At 57.8% G+C, this 14661-nt stretch carries 14 protein-coding genes; 8 read left to right on the forward strand and 6 right to left on the reverse strand.

The annotated features are described in order from the left end of the window. Positions 1–78 precede the first annotated feature (78 nt). The 5 genes from ttcA to yihA all read left to right on the forward strand — a co-directional run bounded on the left by ttcA (position 79) and on the right by yihA (position 5925). Positions 79–966 (forward strand): tRNA 2-thiocytidine(32) synthetase TtcA, encoded by an 888-nt coding sequence (gene ttcA / locus AN476_RS18130; RefSeq protein WP_054463197.1) that lies wholly within the window; start codon positions 79–81, stop codon positions 964–966. 65 nt (positions 967–1031) lie between these two features. Then, positions 1032–2576: a bifunctional diguanylate cyclase/phosphodiesterase gene (locus tag AN476_RS18135; RefSeq protein WP_054463198.1), complete on the forward strand. Its 1545-nt coding sequence runs from the start codon at positions 1032–1034 to the stop codon at positions 2574–2576. A gap of 144 nt (positions 2577–2720) precedes the next feature. Beyond that, the gene (gene yidC / locus AN476_RS18140; protein WP_054463199.1) at positions 2721–4526 is read left to right on the forward strand and encodes a membrane protein insertase YidC; all 1806 of its coding nucleotides are present in this window, start codon (positions 2721–2723) and stop codon (positions 4524–4526) included. After that, positions 4523–5275 (forward strand): MOSC domain-containing protein, encoded by a 753-nt coding sequence (locus AN476_RS18145; RefSeq protein ID WP_054463200.1) that lies wholly within the window; start codon positions 4523–4525, stop codon positions 5273–5275. Before yidC ends, AN476_RS18145 begins: the two co-directional genes overlap by 4 nt. Further along, the gene (gene yihA, locus AN476_RS18150; protein WP_054463201.1) at positions 5275–5925 is read left to right on the forward strand and encodes a ribosome biogenesis GTP-binding protein YihA/YsxC; all 651 of its coding nucleotides are present in this window, start codon (positions 5275–5277) and stop codon (positions 5923–5925) included. Before AN476_RS18145 ends, yihA begins: the two co-directional genes overlap by 1 nt. Before the next feature lie 113 nt (positions 5926–6038). On the opposite strand, the gene AN476_RS18155 is transcribed toward yihA, so the two are convergent. After that, entirely contained in the window at positions 6039–6767 is a 729-nt protein-coding gene (locus AN476_RS18155) for an SDR family NAD(P)-dependent oxidoreductase (RefSeq protein WP_054463202.1), read from the reverse strand. Between the two features lie 140 nt (positions 6768–6907). Here AN476_RS18155 and argB point away from each other — a divergent pair, with 140 nt between their 5' ends. The 3 genes from argB to AN476_RS18165 all read left to right on the forward strand — a co-directional run bounded on the left by argB (position 6908) and on the right by AN476_RS18165 (position 9109). Further along, entirely contained in the window at positions 6908–7768 is an 861-nt protein-coding gene (gene argB, locus AN476_RS18160; RefSeq protein WP_054463203.1) for an acetylglutamate kinase, read from the forward strand. 157 nt (positions 7769–7925) lie between these two features. After that, a complete protein-coding gene (locus AN476_RS23420; RefSeq protein ID WP_083464392.1) occupies positions 7926–8603 on the forward strand; it encodes a ferredoxin in 678 nt (225 codons plus the stop codon). Then, complete coding sequence (locus AN476_RS18165) at positions 8600–9109, forward strand: histidine phosphatase family protein (protein ID WP_054463204.1); 510 nt, start codon at positions 8600–8602, stop codon at positions 9107–9109. Before AN476_RS23420 ends, AN476_RS18165 begins: the two co-directional genes overlap by 4 nt. Positions 9110–9247: 138 nt before the next feature. Here the strand turns inward: AN476_RS18165 and AN476_RS18170 are convergent, their stop codons facing one another. From AN476_RS18170 to AN476_RS18190, 5 genes are all read right to left on the reverse strand, one after another. Then, positions 9248–9997, reverse strand: coding sequence for an amino acid ABC transporter ATP-binding protein (locus AN476_RS18170; RefSeq protein WP_009810857.1), 750 nt, complete (start codon positions 9995–9997; stop codon positions 9248–9250). Positions 9998–10027: 30 nt separating this feature from the next. Beyond that, a complete protein-coding gene (locus AN476_RS18175; protein WP_054463205.1) occupies positions 10028–11326 on the reverse strand; it encodes an amino acid ABC transporter permease in 1299 nt (432 codons plus the stop codon). Between the two features lie 3 nt (positions 11327–11329). Beyond that, the gene (locus AN476_RS18180; protein ID WP_054463206.1) at positions 11330–12562 is read right to left on the reverse strand and encodes an amino acid ABC transporter permease; all 1233 of its coding nucleotides are present in this window, start codon (positions 12560–12562) and stop codon (positions 11330–11332) included. Positions 12563–12706: 144 nt separating this feature from the next. Continuing rightward, entirely contained in the window at positions 12707–13723 is a 1017-nt protein-coding gene (locus tag AN476_RS18185; protein ID WP_054463207.1) for an amino acid ABC transporter substrate-binding protein, read from the reverse strand. A gap of 230 nt (positions 13724–13953) precedes the next feature. Next, the gene (locus AN476_RS18190) at positions 13954–14658 is read right to left on the reverse strand and encodes an ATP12 family chaperone protein (RefSeq protein ID WP_054463208.1); all 705 of its coding nucleotides are present in this window, start codon (positions 14656–14658) and stop codon (positions 13954–13956) included. Between the last annotated feature and the right edge of the window lie 3 nt (positions 14659–14661).

Here is a 14661-nt window from a genome sequence, read left to right on the forward strand (position 1 = left end):
TAAAGCTGATCAGATAGGGTTTTGACTTTCCAAGCCAACCTGGCCTATGCCTCGCGGTCATGAATCAGGAGCTCGGCCATGTTTGATGACGACCAGACCGAAATACACCCGCTCTTTGCCGGGGCGCCCTCGACCACCGAGTTCAAGAAGCTGCGCAAGCGCATCGTGCGGCAGACCCGCGAAGCGATTGAGCAGTATGGCATGGTGGAACGTCCTGCTGATGGCGGGACACCGAAATGGCTGGTCTGCCTATCGGGCGGCAAGGATAGTTATACCCTGCTGGCGGTGCTTTATGAATTGAAGTGGCGTGGGCTTTTGCCAGTCGATCTGGTGGCCTGCAACCTGGATCAAGGCCAACCCGGTTTTCCGGCCACCGTGCTTCCGGCTTTCCTGGAAAAGATGGGAGTGCCGCATCGGATCGAGTATCAGGACACCTATAGTATCGTGATGGACAAGGTGCCCGAGGGGCGGACCTTCTGCGCGCTCTGCTCACGTTTGCGCCGTGGGAACCTTTACCGGGTTGCTCGCGAAGAGGGCTGTTCGGCAGTGATTCTCGGCCATCACCGCGATGACATCCTCGAAACCTTCTTTATGAACCTTTTCCACGGCGGCCGCCTCGCCACCATGCCTCCAAAACTGGTCAACGAAGAGGGCGATCTCTTTGTCTATCGCCCCCTCGCCCATGTGGCCGAGGTGGATTGTGAAAAGTTTGCAAAAGCAATGAATTATCCCATCATCCCCTGTGACCTTTGTGGCAGTCAGGACGGGTTGCAGCGCCAGCAGGTCAAACAGATCCTCGACCAATGGGAGACCAATAGTCCCGGACGGCGCCAGGTGATGTTCCGCGCCCTGACCAATGCCCGCCCTTCGCATCTTCTGGACCCCAAGCTTTTCGATTTTGCGGGGCTTGAACGTAAAATCGGTCCGAAAAGCGCCGATTCAGACGAGATTCCACTTTTGCGTTAACTCCGAAGTCAGAAACAGGCCTCTATTCTGCCAAGGCATCCCTGCTTTAGGCGAAAGGTCTGAACATGAATAAATCGAATTCCGGTCTCATTTACCGAATTCGGGCTAGATTGGCTCCAGCGCTCTTGGCGCCCCCCATTCTTGCGTTCCTACCTGCCGTAACTCTGGCCACCTTCTGGCTTGGTGGCGAAGTCGCCTTGCTCTGGGTGGCTCTGGGCATTCCGCTGATCTTTGCCGCCTTTGGTGGCTTTTCCGCGCAGGGACGAAACTTTGCCTCCCGCGACAGCGTGACCGGGCTCATGCTGCGCGAGGGCTTTGAGCTGGAAATGAAGCGCATCGTCGAAGACTGCGCAAAAACCGAGCTACGCTCGGCGCTTTACTATGTCGAAATTGATGAATTCAAAGAGCTCACTGACCGGGAAGGTCAGGAAGCCGGCGACCGGATCATTCAAAGCTGCGGCGAACGTATTGCCAGCACCCTGCGCAATGGCGACACCGTTGCCCGCGTTGGCGATTGCAAATTTGCCATTTGCCTGACCCCGGTGTTGCAATTGGACCTGGAAACCTGTGTTCAAATGGCCGGGCGTATTCAGGCCGCCGTCGAAGAGCCAATTTCGCTGGATGGCACCACGGTCTATGCGACCTCCTCGATTGGCTTTTGCCTGAATACACGGGCCCCCAGCACGGATTATGCCGACTGGTCCGCTGCAGCCTGCGCGGCGCTGAGCGAAGCTCAGCAAAACGGTCCCTCGGGGATCCGGGTGTTTTCGGCCGATATGCACCAACGCAGCAAAGCCCGCGGCAACCTGCGCGAAGAGGCTGCCGAAGCGCTGGAAGCGGGTCATATCCAACCCTGGTTCCAACCGCAAATCTGCACCGACACTGGCCGTGTTTCGGGCTTTGAGGCCCTGGCGCGCTGGATGCATCCGGTGCGTGGGCTGATCCCCCCTGCCAAGTTCCTGCCCGTGCTGGAAGAGGCAGGCCTGATGGAACGGCTGAGCCAGGTCATGCTGTATCATTCACTGACCGCCTTGAACGCCTGGGATGCTGCGGGTCTGAAAGTTCCCACTGTTGGAGTGAACTTTGCCACGCAGGAGCTGCGCAATCCAAACCTGGCTGAAAACATCAAATGGGAGTTGGAACGTTTCGATCTACCTGCCGCACGGTTGTCGGTGGAGATCCTTGAAACCGTGATGACCGACCGCCCAGATGATATTGTCACCCGCAATATTGCGGCGCTCAGCGAACTGGGCTGCCATATCGAACTGGATGATTTTGGGACCGGCCATGCTTCGATTTCAGCGGTACGTCGGTTCAACATCTCGCGAATCAAGATTGACCGCTCCTTTGTTCTGCGCGCAGATCGGGACCCGGATCAGCAAAAACTTATCGCAGCAATTCTGACCATGGCCGAGCGGCTCGATCTGGATACGCTGGCAGAAGGTGTCGAAACGGTTGGCGAACACGCCCTGCTGTCACAGCTTGGCTGTGGCCATGTTCAGGGCTTTGGCATTGGTCGCCCCATGCCGTTTGACCAGACTCTGGACTGGATCACCGCCCATGAAGCCAAGCTGCAAGACGCTCCGGAAATCGGCCGCCATACCCGCTGACCCCATTCCAAATAGCTGCTGAAACCGGGTTTTCCCGCCTCGGGGCGCTTTGCCGCCCCGGATATCAGTGATTCTGCTTGACCTTTGGGGGTCTTCTCTGTTGAACCACACCCTGTCATTCCCTACACGAGGTGGCAGTCCCAAATGGACGACCAGAACAAGAATCTCATTCTCGCAATCGCACTCAGCAGCTTCGTGCTTCTTGGGTGGATGTACTTTTTCCCACCCCCAGAGGTCGCTCCGGCTCCTGAAGCTGTGGCAACCGAAACGGCGCCCGCAGAGGCGGCCGCCAGCAGCCCCAGTGCCGTTGCAGCCGATGCTGTAACCAGCCAGCCAGGCGAAGAGGCCAGCGCCTCTGATGCGCCGCGCATCAGCATCGAGTCTGATCGCATCACTGGCAGCATCTCGCTGCAGGGGGGCCGCATCGACGATCTGGCACTGAAAGACTACCGGATCACCAATGATGCGCCGGAAATCGTCCAGTTCCTGTCCCCTGTTGGCCAACAGGGCGCCTATTATGCGCTTTATGGCTGGGCACCGGGCAGCGGCCTGACAGCTGCAGATGTGCCAGGGGCGAATACCCTGTGGAGCGCGCCTGCAGGCGCTGAGCTGGCGCCTGACAGTCCCATCACCCTGACCTGGGACAATGGCACAGGTCTGACCTTCAACCGCACCATCGCGGTGGACGAAGACTATATGTTCGCGATCACTCAATCTGTGACCAATGCCTCCGGTGCCAGCGTTTCGCTCGCCCCCTATGGTACCTTGGCGCGCCATGGTGAGCCTGCGGACATGAAGAACTTCTTCATCCTGCACGAAGGCGTTGTGGGCATGGCTGATGGCGAGTTGGCCGAGCTGGATTACTCCGACGTTGCGGATTTTGACGTAGATCCCCGTGATGGATCGCGCTCTGAGTTCCAGCAGGTCACAGAGAACGGCTGGATTGGTTTTACCGATCACTACTGGATGTCGACACTGATCCCAGAACCCGGCCAGGCCTTCCGCTCTTCGGTCAAATATGACGAGCGCCGCGACATCTATCAGACAGATGTGGTTCTGCCGACCGTGACCCTTGCGGCTGGTGAAACCTCTGAGGTCACCACTCAGCTGTTTTCCGGCGCCAAGGAATGGGCAACCATCCGCGCCTATGAAAAGGGCGGCATTGCTGGCTTCCTCGACAGCATCGACTGGGGCTGGTTCTTCTTCCTGACCAAACCGATCTTTGCCGTGCTGCACTGGCTCAATGCGCTGATTGGCAACATGGGCTGGGCCATCATCGCCCTGACCGTTCTGATCAAGATCATCGTCTTCCCGCTGGCTTATAAATCCTATGCCTCGATGGCAAAGATGAAAGAGCTGCAGCCAGAGATGGAGAAGCTGAAAGAACGCGCTGGCGACGATCGTCAGAAGCAGCAGAAAGAGATCATGGAGCTTTATAAACGGGAGAAAGTGAATCCCGCTGCTGGCTGCCTGCCGATCCTGATCCAGATTCCGATCTTCTTTTCGCTCTACAAGGTGATCTTTGTCACGCTGGAGTTGCGTCACGCGCCCTTCTTTGGTCCTTTCCAGGATTTGAGCGCGCCGGATCCGACCTCGATCATGAACTTCTTTGGTCTGCTGCCCTTTGAAGGCCCGGCTCCGGAAAGTCTTCTGGCTCTGGTCTTTATCGGCATCCTACCCCTGCTTTTGGGTATCTCGATGTGGCTGCAGCAAAAGCTGAACCCGGCGCCAACGGATCCGACTCAGCAGATGATCTTTGCCTGGATGCCTTGGGTCTTCATGTTCATGCTGGGTGGTTTTGCCTCGGGTCTGGTTGTCTACTGGATCGCCAACAACACCATCACCTTTACCCAGCAGTATCTGATCATGCGCAGCCATGGCTACAAACCTGACGTCTTTGGCAACATCAAGGCCAGCGTCAAGCGTAAGCCAAAGACGGATCAGAAATGACCCACACCGTTACAAATATCTGGCGCCACCCGCTCAAATCTCACGGGCGGGAAGCACTGGACAGCGTAACCATGATCGCCGGGCAGACAATGCCCGGCGATCGCGTCTGGGCGGTTGCGCATGAGAGCTCCAAGGCGGATGCATCCGCATGGGCGCCCTGTGCCAATTTCACCCGCGGGTCCAAGGCCCCGCAGTTGATGGCGATCAATGCCCAGCTTGATGATGCCAGCGGTCGGCTCACCCTCAGCCATCCCACGCGCCCCGAGATCAGCTTTGACCCCGAAGATCCGCAGGATCTTCAGCGCTTTCTCGAATGGGAAAAGCCCCTGACCCCAGCCAATCGTGCGGCCTCTGCTCGGATCATCCGGGTGCCCGGACGCGGCATGACCGATACCGATTACCCCTCGGTAAGCCTGTGCAACTGGGCATCGCACCGCGCCGTCGAACAGGCCCTTGGTCATGAGATCTCGCCACTGCGCTGGCGCGGCAATATCTGGTTCGACCTGGGCGAGGCCTGGGCCGAGAATGATTTCATCGGCAAAGACATCCGTATCGGTGAGGCCGTGTTCCGGGTCCGAGAACCCGTGGTGCGCTGCTTGGCAACCACAGCCAACCCGGAAACCGGCGAACGCGACGCCGACACTCTCAAGGCGCTCAAGGAGACCTGGGGACATCAGAACTTCTCGGTCTATGCCGAGGTGCTGAGTGGTGGCAACATTCTCCTGAGCGATAGTGTAGAGGTACTGTGATGCAGATTTCATTCCAACTGGCCGAAGAGCCAGACCAGATCACCGCTGAGAAGGGTCGCAAGCTCTTTGCTGGCGAATCGCTTTTTGTCAAAGGCGTTGTCGCCATGTCCGGCCTGCCCGAAGCGGACCGGATGGAAGTCTGTTTTGCGGGCCGGTCCAATGTTGGCAAATCCAGCCTGATCAATGCCCTCACGGGCACCAAGGGTCTGGCCCGTGCCTCCAACACTCCCGGCCGCACCCAGGAAATCAACTATTTCACCCAGGGCCCCGAACTCTACCTCGTTGACCTTCCCGGCTATGGCTATGCCAATGCGCCGCTGGCAGTGGTGGAGAAGTGGCAAAAGCTGCTCAAACGCTATCTCTCGGGGCGTCAGACCCTGCGTCGCGCCTTTGTGCTCATCGACAGTCGTCATGGTGCCAAGGATGTCGATGAAGAGATCATGAGCCTGCTGGACAGCTCTGCTGTGACCTTTCAGGTGGTGATGACCAAGGCTGATAAGGTCAAACTCAAGGACCGTGAGCGGGTGATTGAACAGGTCCGGACCGTCCTGGCGCGCCATCCCGCCGCCTATCCTGAGATCGTGCTGACCTCTTCGGAAAAAGGTGATGGCATCGCCACGCTGCGCTCCATCATCTGCGGTCTTGAATAGACTATAGCCCGCTCTGCGGATCACCCGCGCAGGGCCCCAAAACATCAAAGCCCCGCAGAGCCTGAAATGGTTCTGCGGGGCTTTTAATTACCAAGCCTTATCCCCCTGCTGGATCAGACGTGCTGGGCGCCGTTCACTTCGATCTCGGAGCCCGAAATGTAAGAGCTTTCCTGCGAACATAGAAAGTAGATCGCCGCCGCGACTTCTTCGGGCTGGCCCAGCCGCTGCATCGGCAGTTTTTCGACGATCTTATCGGTGCCAGGGGACAGAATCGCCGTCTCGACCTCTCCTGGGGCGATAGCATTCACCCGCACGCCCAGGGGGCCAAAATCATGGGCCATCTCGCGGGTCAGGGCCGCAAGGGCCGCCTTGGAGGTGGCATAGGCTGCGCCAGCAAAGGGGTGCACCCGGCTGCCGGCGATCGAGGTCACATTGACCACCGAGCCCTTGGCGGCTGCCAGCTCATCCTTCAGCCCACGCGCCAGCACCACCGAAGAAAAGAAATTCACATGAAAGACCTTGCCCCAGGTCATCAGATCCGTGTCCAGAGTGCTCAGCCGCTCGCCTTCGGGGCCTTTGGGGGATATGCCGGCATTGTTGACCAGCGCATCCAACTGTCCGCCCAGTCGTTCCTGGATGACGCCGACCGCATTGATAGTGTCAGAGGGATCCGACAGATCCAGCTGCACGTGATTCTCTGCACCACCGCCCCAGGGGCATTCCTCAGGGAAAGGCTGGCGTGAACAGGTGATCACCCGCCAGCCTTCGGCATTGAACCGTCGCACAGTTGCGTGACCAATGCCCCGGCTGGCGCCGGTCAGAAGCAATGTCTTTTGGCGCATGGCGTCATATCCGTCTATTTCATCAATGCGGCGACCCTATCAGCCCAGTCCGGGGCTGCAATCTCAATGTCGCACTTGATGTCGCACTTGGCAGCGCGGGCGGAACCGCGTAACACCGGATGCCAAGAGGACCCTGAGCCATGAAGAAACAAGATATGAACCGCGACTGGATTGCCACTGCCGAAACTCTGTCGAGCGCCCTGCCCTATTTGCAGCGCTATGACGGAGCCATTGTTGTCATCAAGCTGGGTGGCCATGCCATGGGCAGCGATGAAGCCATGGAAACCTTTGCCCGCGATATCGTGTTGATGCGCCAGGTTGGGGTCAATCCGGTGATCGTCCATGGCGGTGGTCCGATGATCAACGCCATGCTGAACAAGCTGCAAATCCAGTCGGAATTTGTCGACGGCAAGCGCGTCACCGATCAGGCCACCATGGAAGTCGTCGAAATGGTGCTGTCCGGCGTCGTCAACAAGCGGATCGTTCAGGCCATCAATGGCCAGGGCGGCCGCGCCGTTGGCCTGTCGGGAAAAGATGCCAATTTGATCACCTGCGATCAGGCAAATGCCAAGCTGGGCTATGTTGGCGCGCCTTCACAGATGGACCCGCAGGTGCTGCATGACCTGTTTGAAAAACACATCATTCCAGTGATTGCCCCAATTGGTGCCGGTCACAATGGCGAGACCTTCAACATCAATGGCGATACCGCTGCTGGCGCCATCGCCACCGCACTCAATGCCGACCGGCTGCTGCTGCTCACCGATGTGTCTGGCGTCAAAGATGCCACCGGCGAGGTTGTGACCGAGCTGAAGGCCGCCGATGTCGAGCGGATGACCGCTGAGGGCGTGATTGCCGGCGGCATGATCCCCAAGACCGAAACCGCGCTTGAGGCCGTACGTTCGGGTGTGCGCGCCTGTACCATTGTCGATGGGCGGGTAAAGAACGCGGTTCTTCTGGAACTGTTTACCGATCACGGCGCAGGCTCGATGATCCGCGCCTAAACGCTCAGGGGCTCCGGGTCCGGAGCCCTTTCTGTCGAAATGACCTAGCAAAGGGCGTATCTGAACCGGTAAAGCCGTTTTTGCGCGTTTCCTGCTGAGCTGTCTGATATTCTCTCTGACAGATATCGGGGAGGGTACAGTGGCCATCACACCATCTATGCAGACTGAAAAGAGCCCGAGCTATGACCAAGTCTCGCAGGCGGCCTCTGAGCAGGGTCTGGTAATCTACGGTGCCCTGCGTCCCAATCTCCATCCTGCGCAGGGGCTCTCGCACGGGACTTTGGTACTGTTGGGCACAGGAGAGGCATTCTGGCCAGTCTTCACCAGCTCCCGGGAACACCTAGATGCCGTAGCAGACCCGATAGATCAGTGGTCAGCGCGTGTCATAGGTGATCTGGCCGAGACACTGGGGGCTAAGCCCTATTTCCCCTTTGGTGGCCCACCCTATACGCCCTTTGTGGACTGGGCGCTGGCCACGGGGCGGGCCTTCACATCCCCGTCACAAATGATGGTGCATGATGAGGTCGGCATGTTGATATCCTACCGGGGAGCGCTCCACTTCGATCAAAGCTTTGACATCCCCCCCCCTCCTTTGGCACACTCTCCCTGCGCGACATGCACAACCCAACCATGTTTGAATACATGCCCGGTACATGCATTGGCTGATGGCGGCCCCTATGATCTAACCGCCTGTCACCAACATCTGGACACCCCGGCCGGAGTAGCCTGCATGACGCAGGGATGCCTCGCTCGGTGCGCATGCCCTCTGAGCCAGGGGGCTGGACGACGCATAGAACAAACCGCACATCACATGAGGTATTTTCACCCATCATGACCCGTACCCTGATTTTGACCCGCCACGCCAAATCCGCCTGGGACAGCAACTCCCCCAGCGATCATGCCCGCCCTTTGAACAAACGCGGACGCCGATCTGCCAAAGCCCTGGGAGAATGGCTGCGCCAACACAACCATATACCCGACCAAATCCTGTCTTCCTCCTCGCAGCGCACCCGCGAAACCCAGGCGCTGATGGGGTTTGAGGCCCCGGCCTCATTTAGCGAGCGGCTGTATCATGCCAGTTCCGAAATCCTTTTTCAGGCGCTGCGCGAAGCCGAGCACCAAAGTGTACTGCTGGTCACCCATAACCCGGGCATCGCCGCCTTTGCCCATGCCATCGTGGCCGCGCCACCAGATCATGTGCGCTTTGATGACTACCCGACGGGGGCCACCCTGGTTGTACAATTTGATATCGACAGCTGGAGTCAGCTGAGCTGGAGCTCAGGCCGGGCAGTGGATTTCATCGTCCCGCGGGAACTGCTGGGCGAAGAACTGCCCGCGTAACCCCGGTCTAGTCTAACCATCGCCTGATCAAACTCGTGCCCGACAAACGGCTCTGACGCCCGGGCCAAACCCCAGACATAAAAACGGCCCCCCGAATTTTCGAGGGGCCGTTTGACGTCACGCAGCGAGGTTCTTGGATCAGTGACCCAGGATCTGGCTCAGGAACAGCTGTGTCCGCTCGCTCTGCGGGTTGTTGAAGAACTCTTCTGGTTCGTTTTGTTCCACAATTTGGCCCGCATCCATAAAGATCACCCGGTTCGCAACCTGACGGGCAAAGCCCATTTCGTGGGTCACGCAGAGCATGGTCATGCCCTCTTCCGCCAACTCGATCATGGTGTCGAGCACTTCTTTGATCATCTCGGGGTCGAGCGCCGAGGTGGGTTCATCAAACAGCATGATCCGTGGCATCATGCACAGCGAGCGGGCAATCGCCACACGCTGCTGCTGACCACCAGAAAGCTGGCCAGGGTACTTGTTGGCTTGATCCGGGATTTTCACCTTTTCCAGGAAATGCATCGCCCGCTCTTCGGCCTCTTTCTTGGGTGTCTTGCGAACCCAGATCGGCGCCAGCGTACAGTTTTCCAGAATGGTCAGATGCGGGAAGAGGTTGAAGTGCTGGAAGCACATGCCGACCTCGGACCGGATCTTGTCGATGTTCTTCAGATCATTCGACAAGAGCGTGCCATCGACTTCGATGCTGCCCTGCTGGTGTTCTTCCAGCGCGTTGATGCAGCGGATCAGGGTCGATTTACCCGAGCCCGAGGGGCCACAGATCACGATCCGCTCCCCCTGGTTTACGGTCAGGTTGATGTCGCGCAGCACGTGGAAAGACCCGTACCACTTGTTCATCTGGTTGATGGTGATTGCGATTTCATCAGAGACTTGCATTTGAGAAGTGTCAGCCATTGTCCGGCCTCCTTATCGGTGACCAGTGGCGAGGCGACGCTCGAGCCACTGAGAGTATTGAGAAATGCCGTAGCAAACGACGAAGAACAAAGCGGCTGCAAAGCCCAGGAGCTCCCAGTAGACGCCGTTCCACTCGGTCGAGGCAAGAATAGGACCACGGATCATCCCAACCATGTCGAACATCGAAATGACCGAGACCAGCGTGGTATCTTTGAACAGGCCAACGGCCACGTTCACGATACCCGGGATCGAGATCTTCAATGCCTGCGGCAGGATGATCAGACGCATCGCCTGTGGATAATCCAGGCCTAGGCTATCCGCCGCCTCATACTGTCCCTTTGGCAGGGCCGCGAGACCACCCCGGATCACCTCGGCGATATAGGCCGCCGAGAAGAGGGTGATCATGATGACCACGCGCAAGAACAGATCCACCGTTGCATCTGGCGGGAAGAAGTAGGACAGCATCACCGAGGCCACAAAGAGCAGCGTGATCAGCGGCACGCCGCGCACGAACTCGATAAAGACCACACAGATCCACTTGATCAGCGGCATCGAGGACTGACGCCCCAAAGCCAGCGCAATACCCAAGGGAACCGAGAGCGACACGCAGGTCACGCCCAGCATCATGTTGAGCATGAAGCCACCCAGATCACGGGACGGTACAGGTGACAGCATCGCGCTCTCAGAAGCACCTTCGGGGATCAGCATGCCGCCAACTTTCCAGACCACCAGGGCCGCGACGATGGCGCCAAAGAACCCGGCGGCAAAGCTGCCTTTACCCAGGTTTTGGAACACAACAGCGGCCACTGCAAACCCAATCAGCGCCACGATTGGCACCATGATGGTTCCACCCCAGATCAGCCAGAAGGCCAAGAAGGGGTAAACAACGGTAAAGGCCAGCAGCTTGCGCGGCAAATCAAAGAACAGCACGGGCGCCATGGCGATCAGCAAGAGCACCAGAGCCAGATTGGGCCGCCAGTATTGGTCGGTGGGGTATTTGAAGCCATAAAGCAGCTGGTTCCAGCGTTCGGTGAGAACCGAGAAACAGGCGCCAGATTCCCCTTGCAAGATCTCGCGACATTCAGCCAGCGATGAGGTCGTCCAGATCCCATTCAGCATCCAAGGCAGGGTGTTGCTAAGCAGGGAATAGAGCAGAGCCAGAGCTGCAAGGGTCAAGATGCTGTTAGGAATGCTCGAGAACAGGTTCTCGCGCACCCATTTATAGGCCCCAGTGTCCCGCGCGGGGGGCGGGGATTCAGGGATGACGCTTGTGGCGACAAAGGCAATAGAATTGTTTTGTTTATCGCTCATGGCTCAGCGCTCCTTCAGCTTAACGGAGGCGTTATAGACGTTCATCACCATCGAAATCAGCAGCGAGGCGGTCAGATAGAACAGCATCATCAAGAGCACGCATTCGATCGCGCGACCAGTCTGGTTCAGGGTCACCCCACCCAGGGTCGCAGTGATATCCGCATAGCCAACCGCAATCGCCAGCGAAGAGTTTTTGGTGATATTGAGGAAGTTCGAAATCAGCGGCGGGATAATCACCCGCAGAGCCTGTGGCAGAACCACCAGGTTCATGATCCGGCCAGGGCGAAGCCCCAGAGCCGCCGCGGCCTCGGTCTGACCCTTGGAAATCGCTTGAATGCCTGCACGAACGTTTTCCGCGATAAAGGCACCGGTGTAGATCGACAAAGCAAACCAAAGGGCGATCAGAGGACCACCAATTTTGATGCCGCCTTTGAAGTTAAAGCCTTTTAGCTCCGGAACTTCCCAGGTCAGGCCCATGATCAGCATCAACGCAACAACTGGAACGATCCAGACAGCCAGCGAGATCAGCAGAGTATTGGGACGAATACCGGTCTCTTCCTGCTTGCGCGTTGCATTGGCATTGACCTGGCGCATCACAAAGAAAGAGCCGACCAAAACCGCCAGAACGAGCAGCCAGTTCAAGGCAGTCGAGGCAAACAGCCCGCTGGTGAACACAGGCATCGGTGTGTAGACACCGCGGTTGGTAAAGGCGAAGAGATCAAACAGCATACTGGCCGAGGGGTCATCGCCGCGGAACTCGCGTGGGCCCGGCATAACGGCCGTCATGATGGTGAAAATGATGATGATCCAGATCAGCACCGGGATGTTGCGAAAGATCTCAACATAGACGGCCATCAGTTTGGAGACCAACCAGTTGTTCGACAAACGCAGAACACCGGCAACAACGCCAAAGATCGTCGCGGTGATACAGGCCAGGAAGGCGACCAGCAGGGTGTTGAGGATACCGACAACTGCGGCCCGGGCATGGCTCGACTGGCTGTCATAATCGATCAATCGCTGGGCGATGTCATAGCCAGAGCGATCGCCCAGGAAATTATAGGAAATATTCAGGCCGGCGGCACGCAGGTTCTGAATGAGGTTGTTGCCCAGGTACCAAATGGCCAGCGCCAGCACCAGCGCGGCTATCGCCTGGAAGGTCAATGATCGATAGCGGGTATCGTTGACCAACATGGAGAGCCGAAACTGCTCCTGCGGAGGGTCAGTGAGAGTTGACATATAAAGAGATCCCCGTAGCTCACAGATCTATTCTTCGGCGGGGTTGGCTCCCTGCTCGTCGCGTCAGATCTAAAGCAAATTTTGTTGGATAGTATCAGAAGGAAAAAGGGCGCAGGATGTCCTGCGCCCTTTCCTAAATGGATCTTAGCGGAACGGAGGCGAGTACAGCAGGCCGCCTTTGGTCCACTGTGCGTTCAGGCCACGTGCCAGACCGATTGGAGTTGCTTCACCGATATTGTCAGCAAAGACTTCGCCGTAGTTACCACCCGCGGCAATCGCGTTCTTGCCCCAGTCAGCCGAAAGACCAAGCATCTCACCCAGGGTACCTTCGGAGCCCAGGAGACGGTTGATTTCAGGGTTGGTGGTGCCAGCAGCCATCTCACCGATGTTGGCGGAGGTCACACCCAGCTCTTCAGCCGAGATCAGCGCGTTCAGAGTCCAGCGAACAACATCGCCCCAGGCATGGTCGCCGTGACGAACCAGCGGGCCGAGTGGCTCTTTGGAGATGATTTCTGGCAGCAGGGTGTGCGCGTCAGGCGATTCAAAAGTGGCGCGGGTCGCGGCCAGACCAGAAGCATCCGTGGTGTAAACGTCACAGGCGCCAGCCAGATACTGCTGCTGCGCTTCGGCGTTGGTCTCAATAGGTACAGGCTCATAAGAGATGTTGTTCGAACGGAAGAAGTCAGCCAGGTTCAGCTCGGTGGTGGTGCCGGTCTGGATGCAGACTGTCGCGCCGTCGAGTTCTTTGGCCGAGGAAACGCCCAGCTCTTTGGGAACCATAAAGCCCTGACCGTCGTAGTAGTTTACGCCGGTAAATTCGAACTTCAGGTCAACATCGCGCGAGAAGGTCCAGGTGGTGTTCCGGGCCAGCATGTCGATTTCGCCGGACGCCAGCGCAGTGAAGCGGGTCTTGCCGGTTGTTGGCACGAATTCAACAGCGTTGGAATCGCCCAGTACGGCGGCTGCAACAGCGCGACATACGGCAACGTCAAAGCCTTCCCATTCGCCGCTAGCATTTGGAGCCGCAAAGCCCACCAGACCGGTGGTCACGCCGCAGTTCAGTTTGCCGCGGGCTTTCACGTCGTCCAGAGTGCCAGCAGCAGCTGCACCAGCCGACAGACCAGCAATGGTCAGCGCGCCCAAAATTACGGTATTTTTCATGTTTACCTCTTCCTGATGTCCCACCTATTGCGGTGGTTTTTTTTGCCCAGCACGAGTGATGCCGGAAATGGTGTGAACCGGGGGAAACCCCAATTCGTACAGGGAGTTTGGGCGCATTCATCAACAAACGTCAAGTGTGTGATCATGAAATTCGATGTCCGAATAGTGAACTCTTTACTATTCGATACAAAATTTCTTAACGGGAAGCCTGCCCGCAATTTGCTGTCTCGTCAGCAAATGTCGTAGAAACTTTTTGCGTGCAAAAACGCCGTTCGCTTCAGCTCAGCGGTTTGCTGCGCCTCATCGTCAACACCCCACTGTTCTTCCTGCCAAGTCTCGTCCAGACGCGAAATCTGCCAAATATCATCCGCTGTGCGCCAATTTTTGGCTGCTGCAAAGCCCAAAACCAGGGATCCGGACATCGAAACCAAGTCGTGAAAGGCTGCGAGTTGGAAGTTGTCCAGGTCATGAACAGCCTGACGTAGCCTCGCCAAAACTGCCGGATCCTGCCCCGCATGAAGCAGCCCCTGGCGGGTTTCCAGAGCCGCGCCCAGAGCCTCTCTGGCCCAGTTCAGGGCAGGGTCCCATTGCTCGGTCTGACGCGCCACCAGCTCCTGTGGGCTGTCGGCGCGGTAACACAACAGGTCCGAATCGCCGTAATCGGCCAGCATGTCTGCGACTTCAGCGTGCTGATTCGCGACCTTATCGATGGCTGCATTGGCAGAACGGGTATAGGGCATGGTCTCGGGGTTGATGCCCTCAACCTGTGCATCCCACTCCGCGGCAATCGCCTCGGCCATGGCAAGACTCGGAAGCAGCAGCGCGACCTTTGCCGGAGTTTTCACCCCGCGCCCGTCCAGCTGCACCGTAAATCCGCCCTCGACCTCAACCGCCGAGGCCTCTTTCCAGAACCGCTTTTGCTTCCACTCACTCATGTC

The sequence above is a fragment of the Phaeobacter sp. 11ANDIMAR09 genome (assembly GCF_001294455.1).
In the GTDB taxonomy this organism is placed as follows: Bacteria; Pseudomonadota; Alphaproteobacteria; order Rhodobacterales; family Rhodobacteraceae; genus Pseudophaeobacter.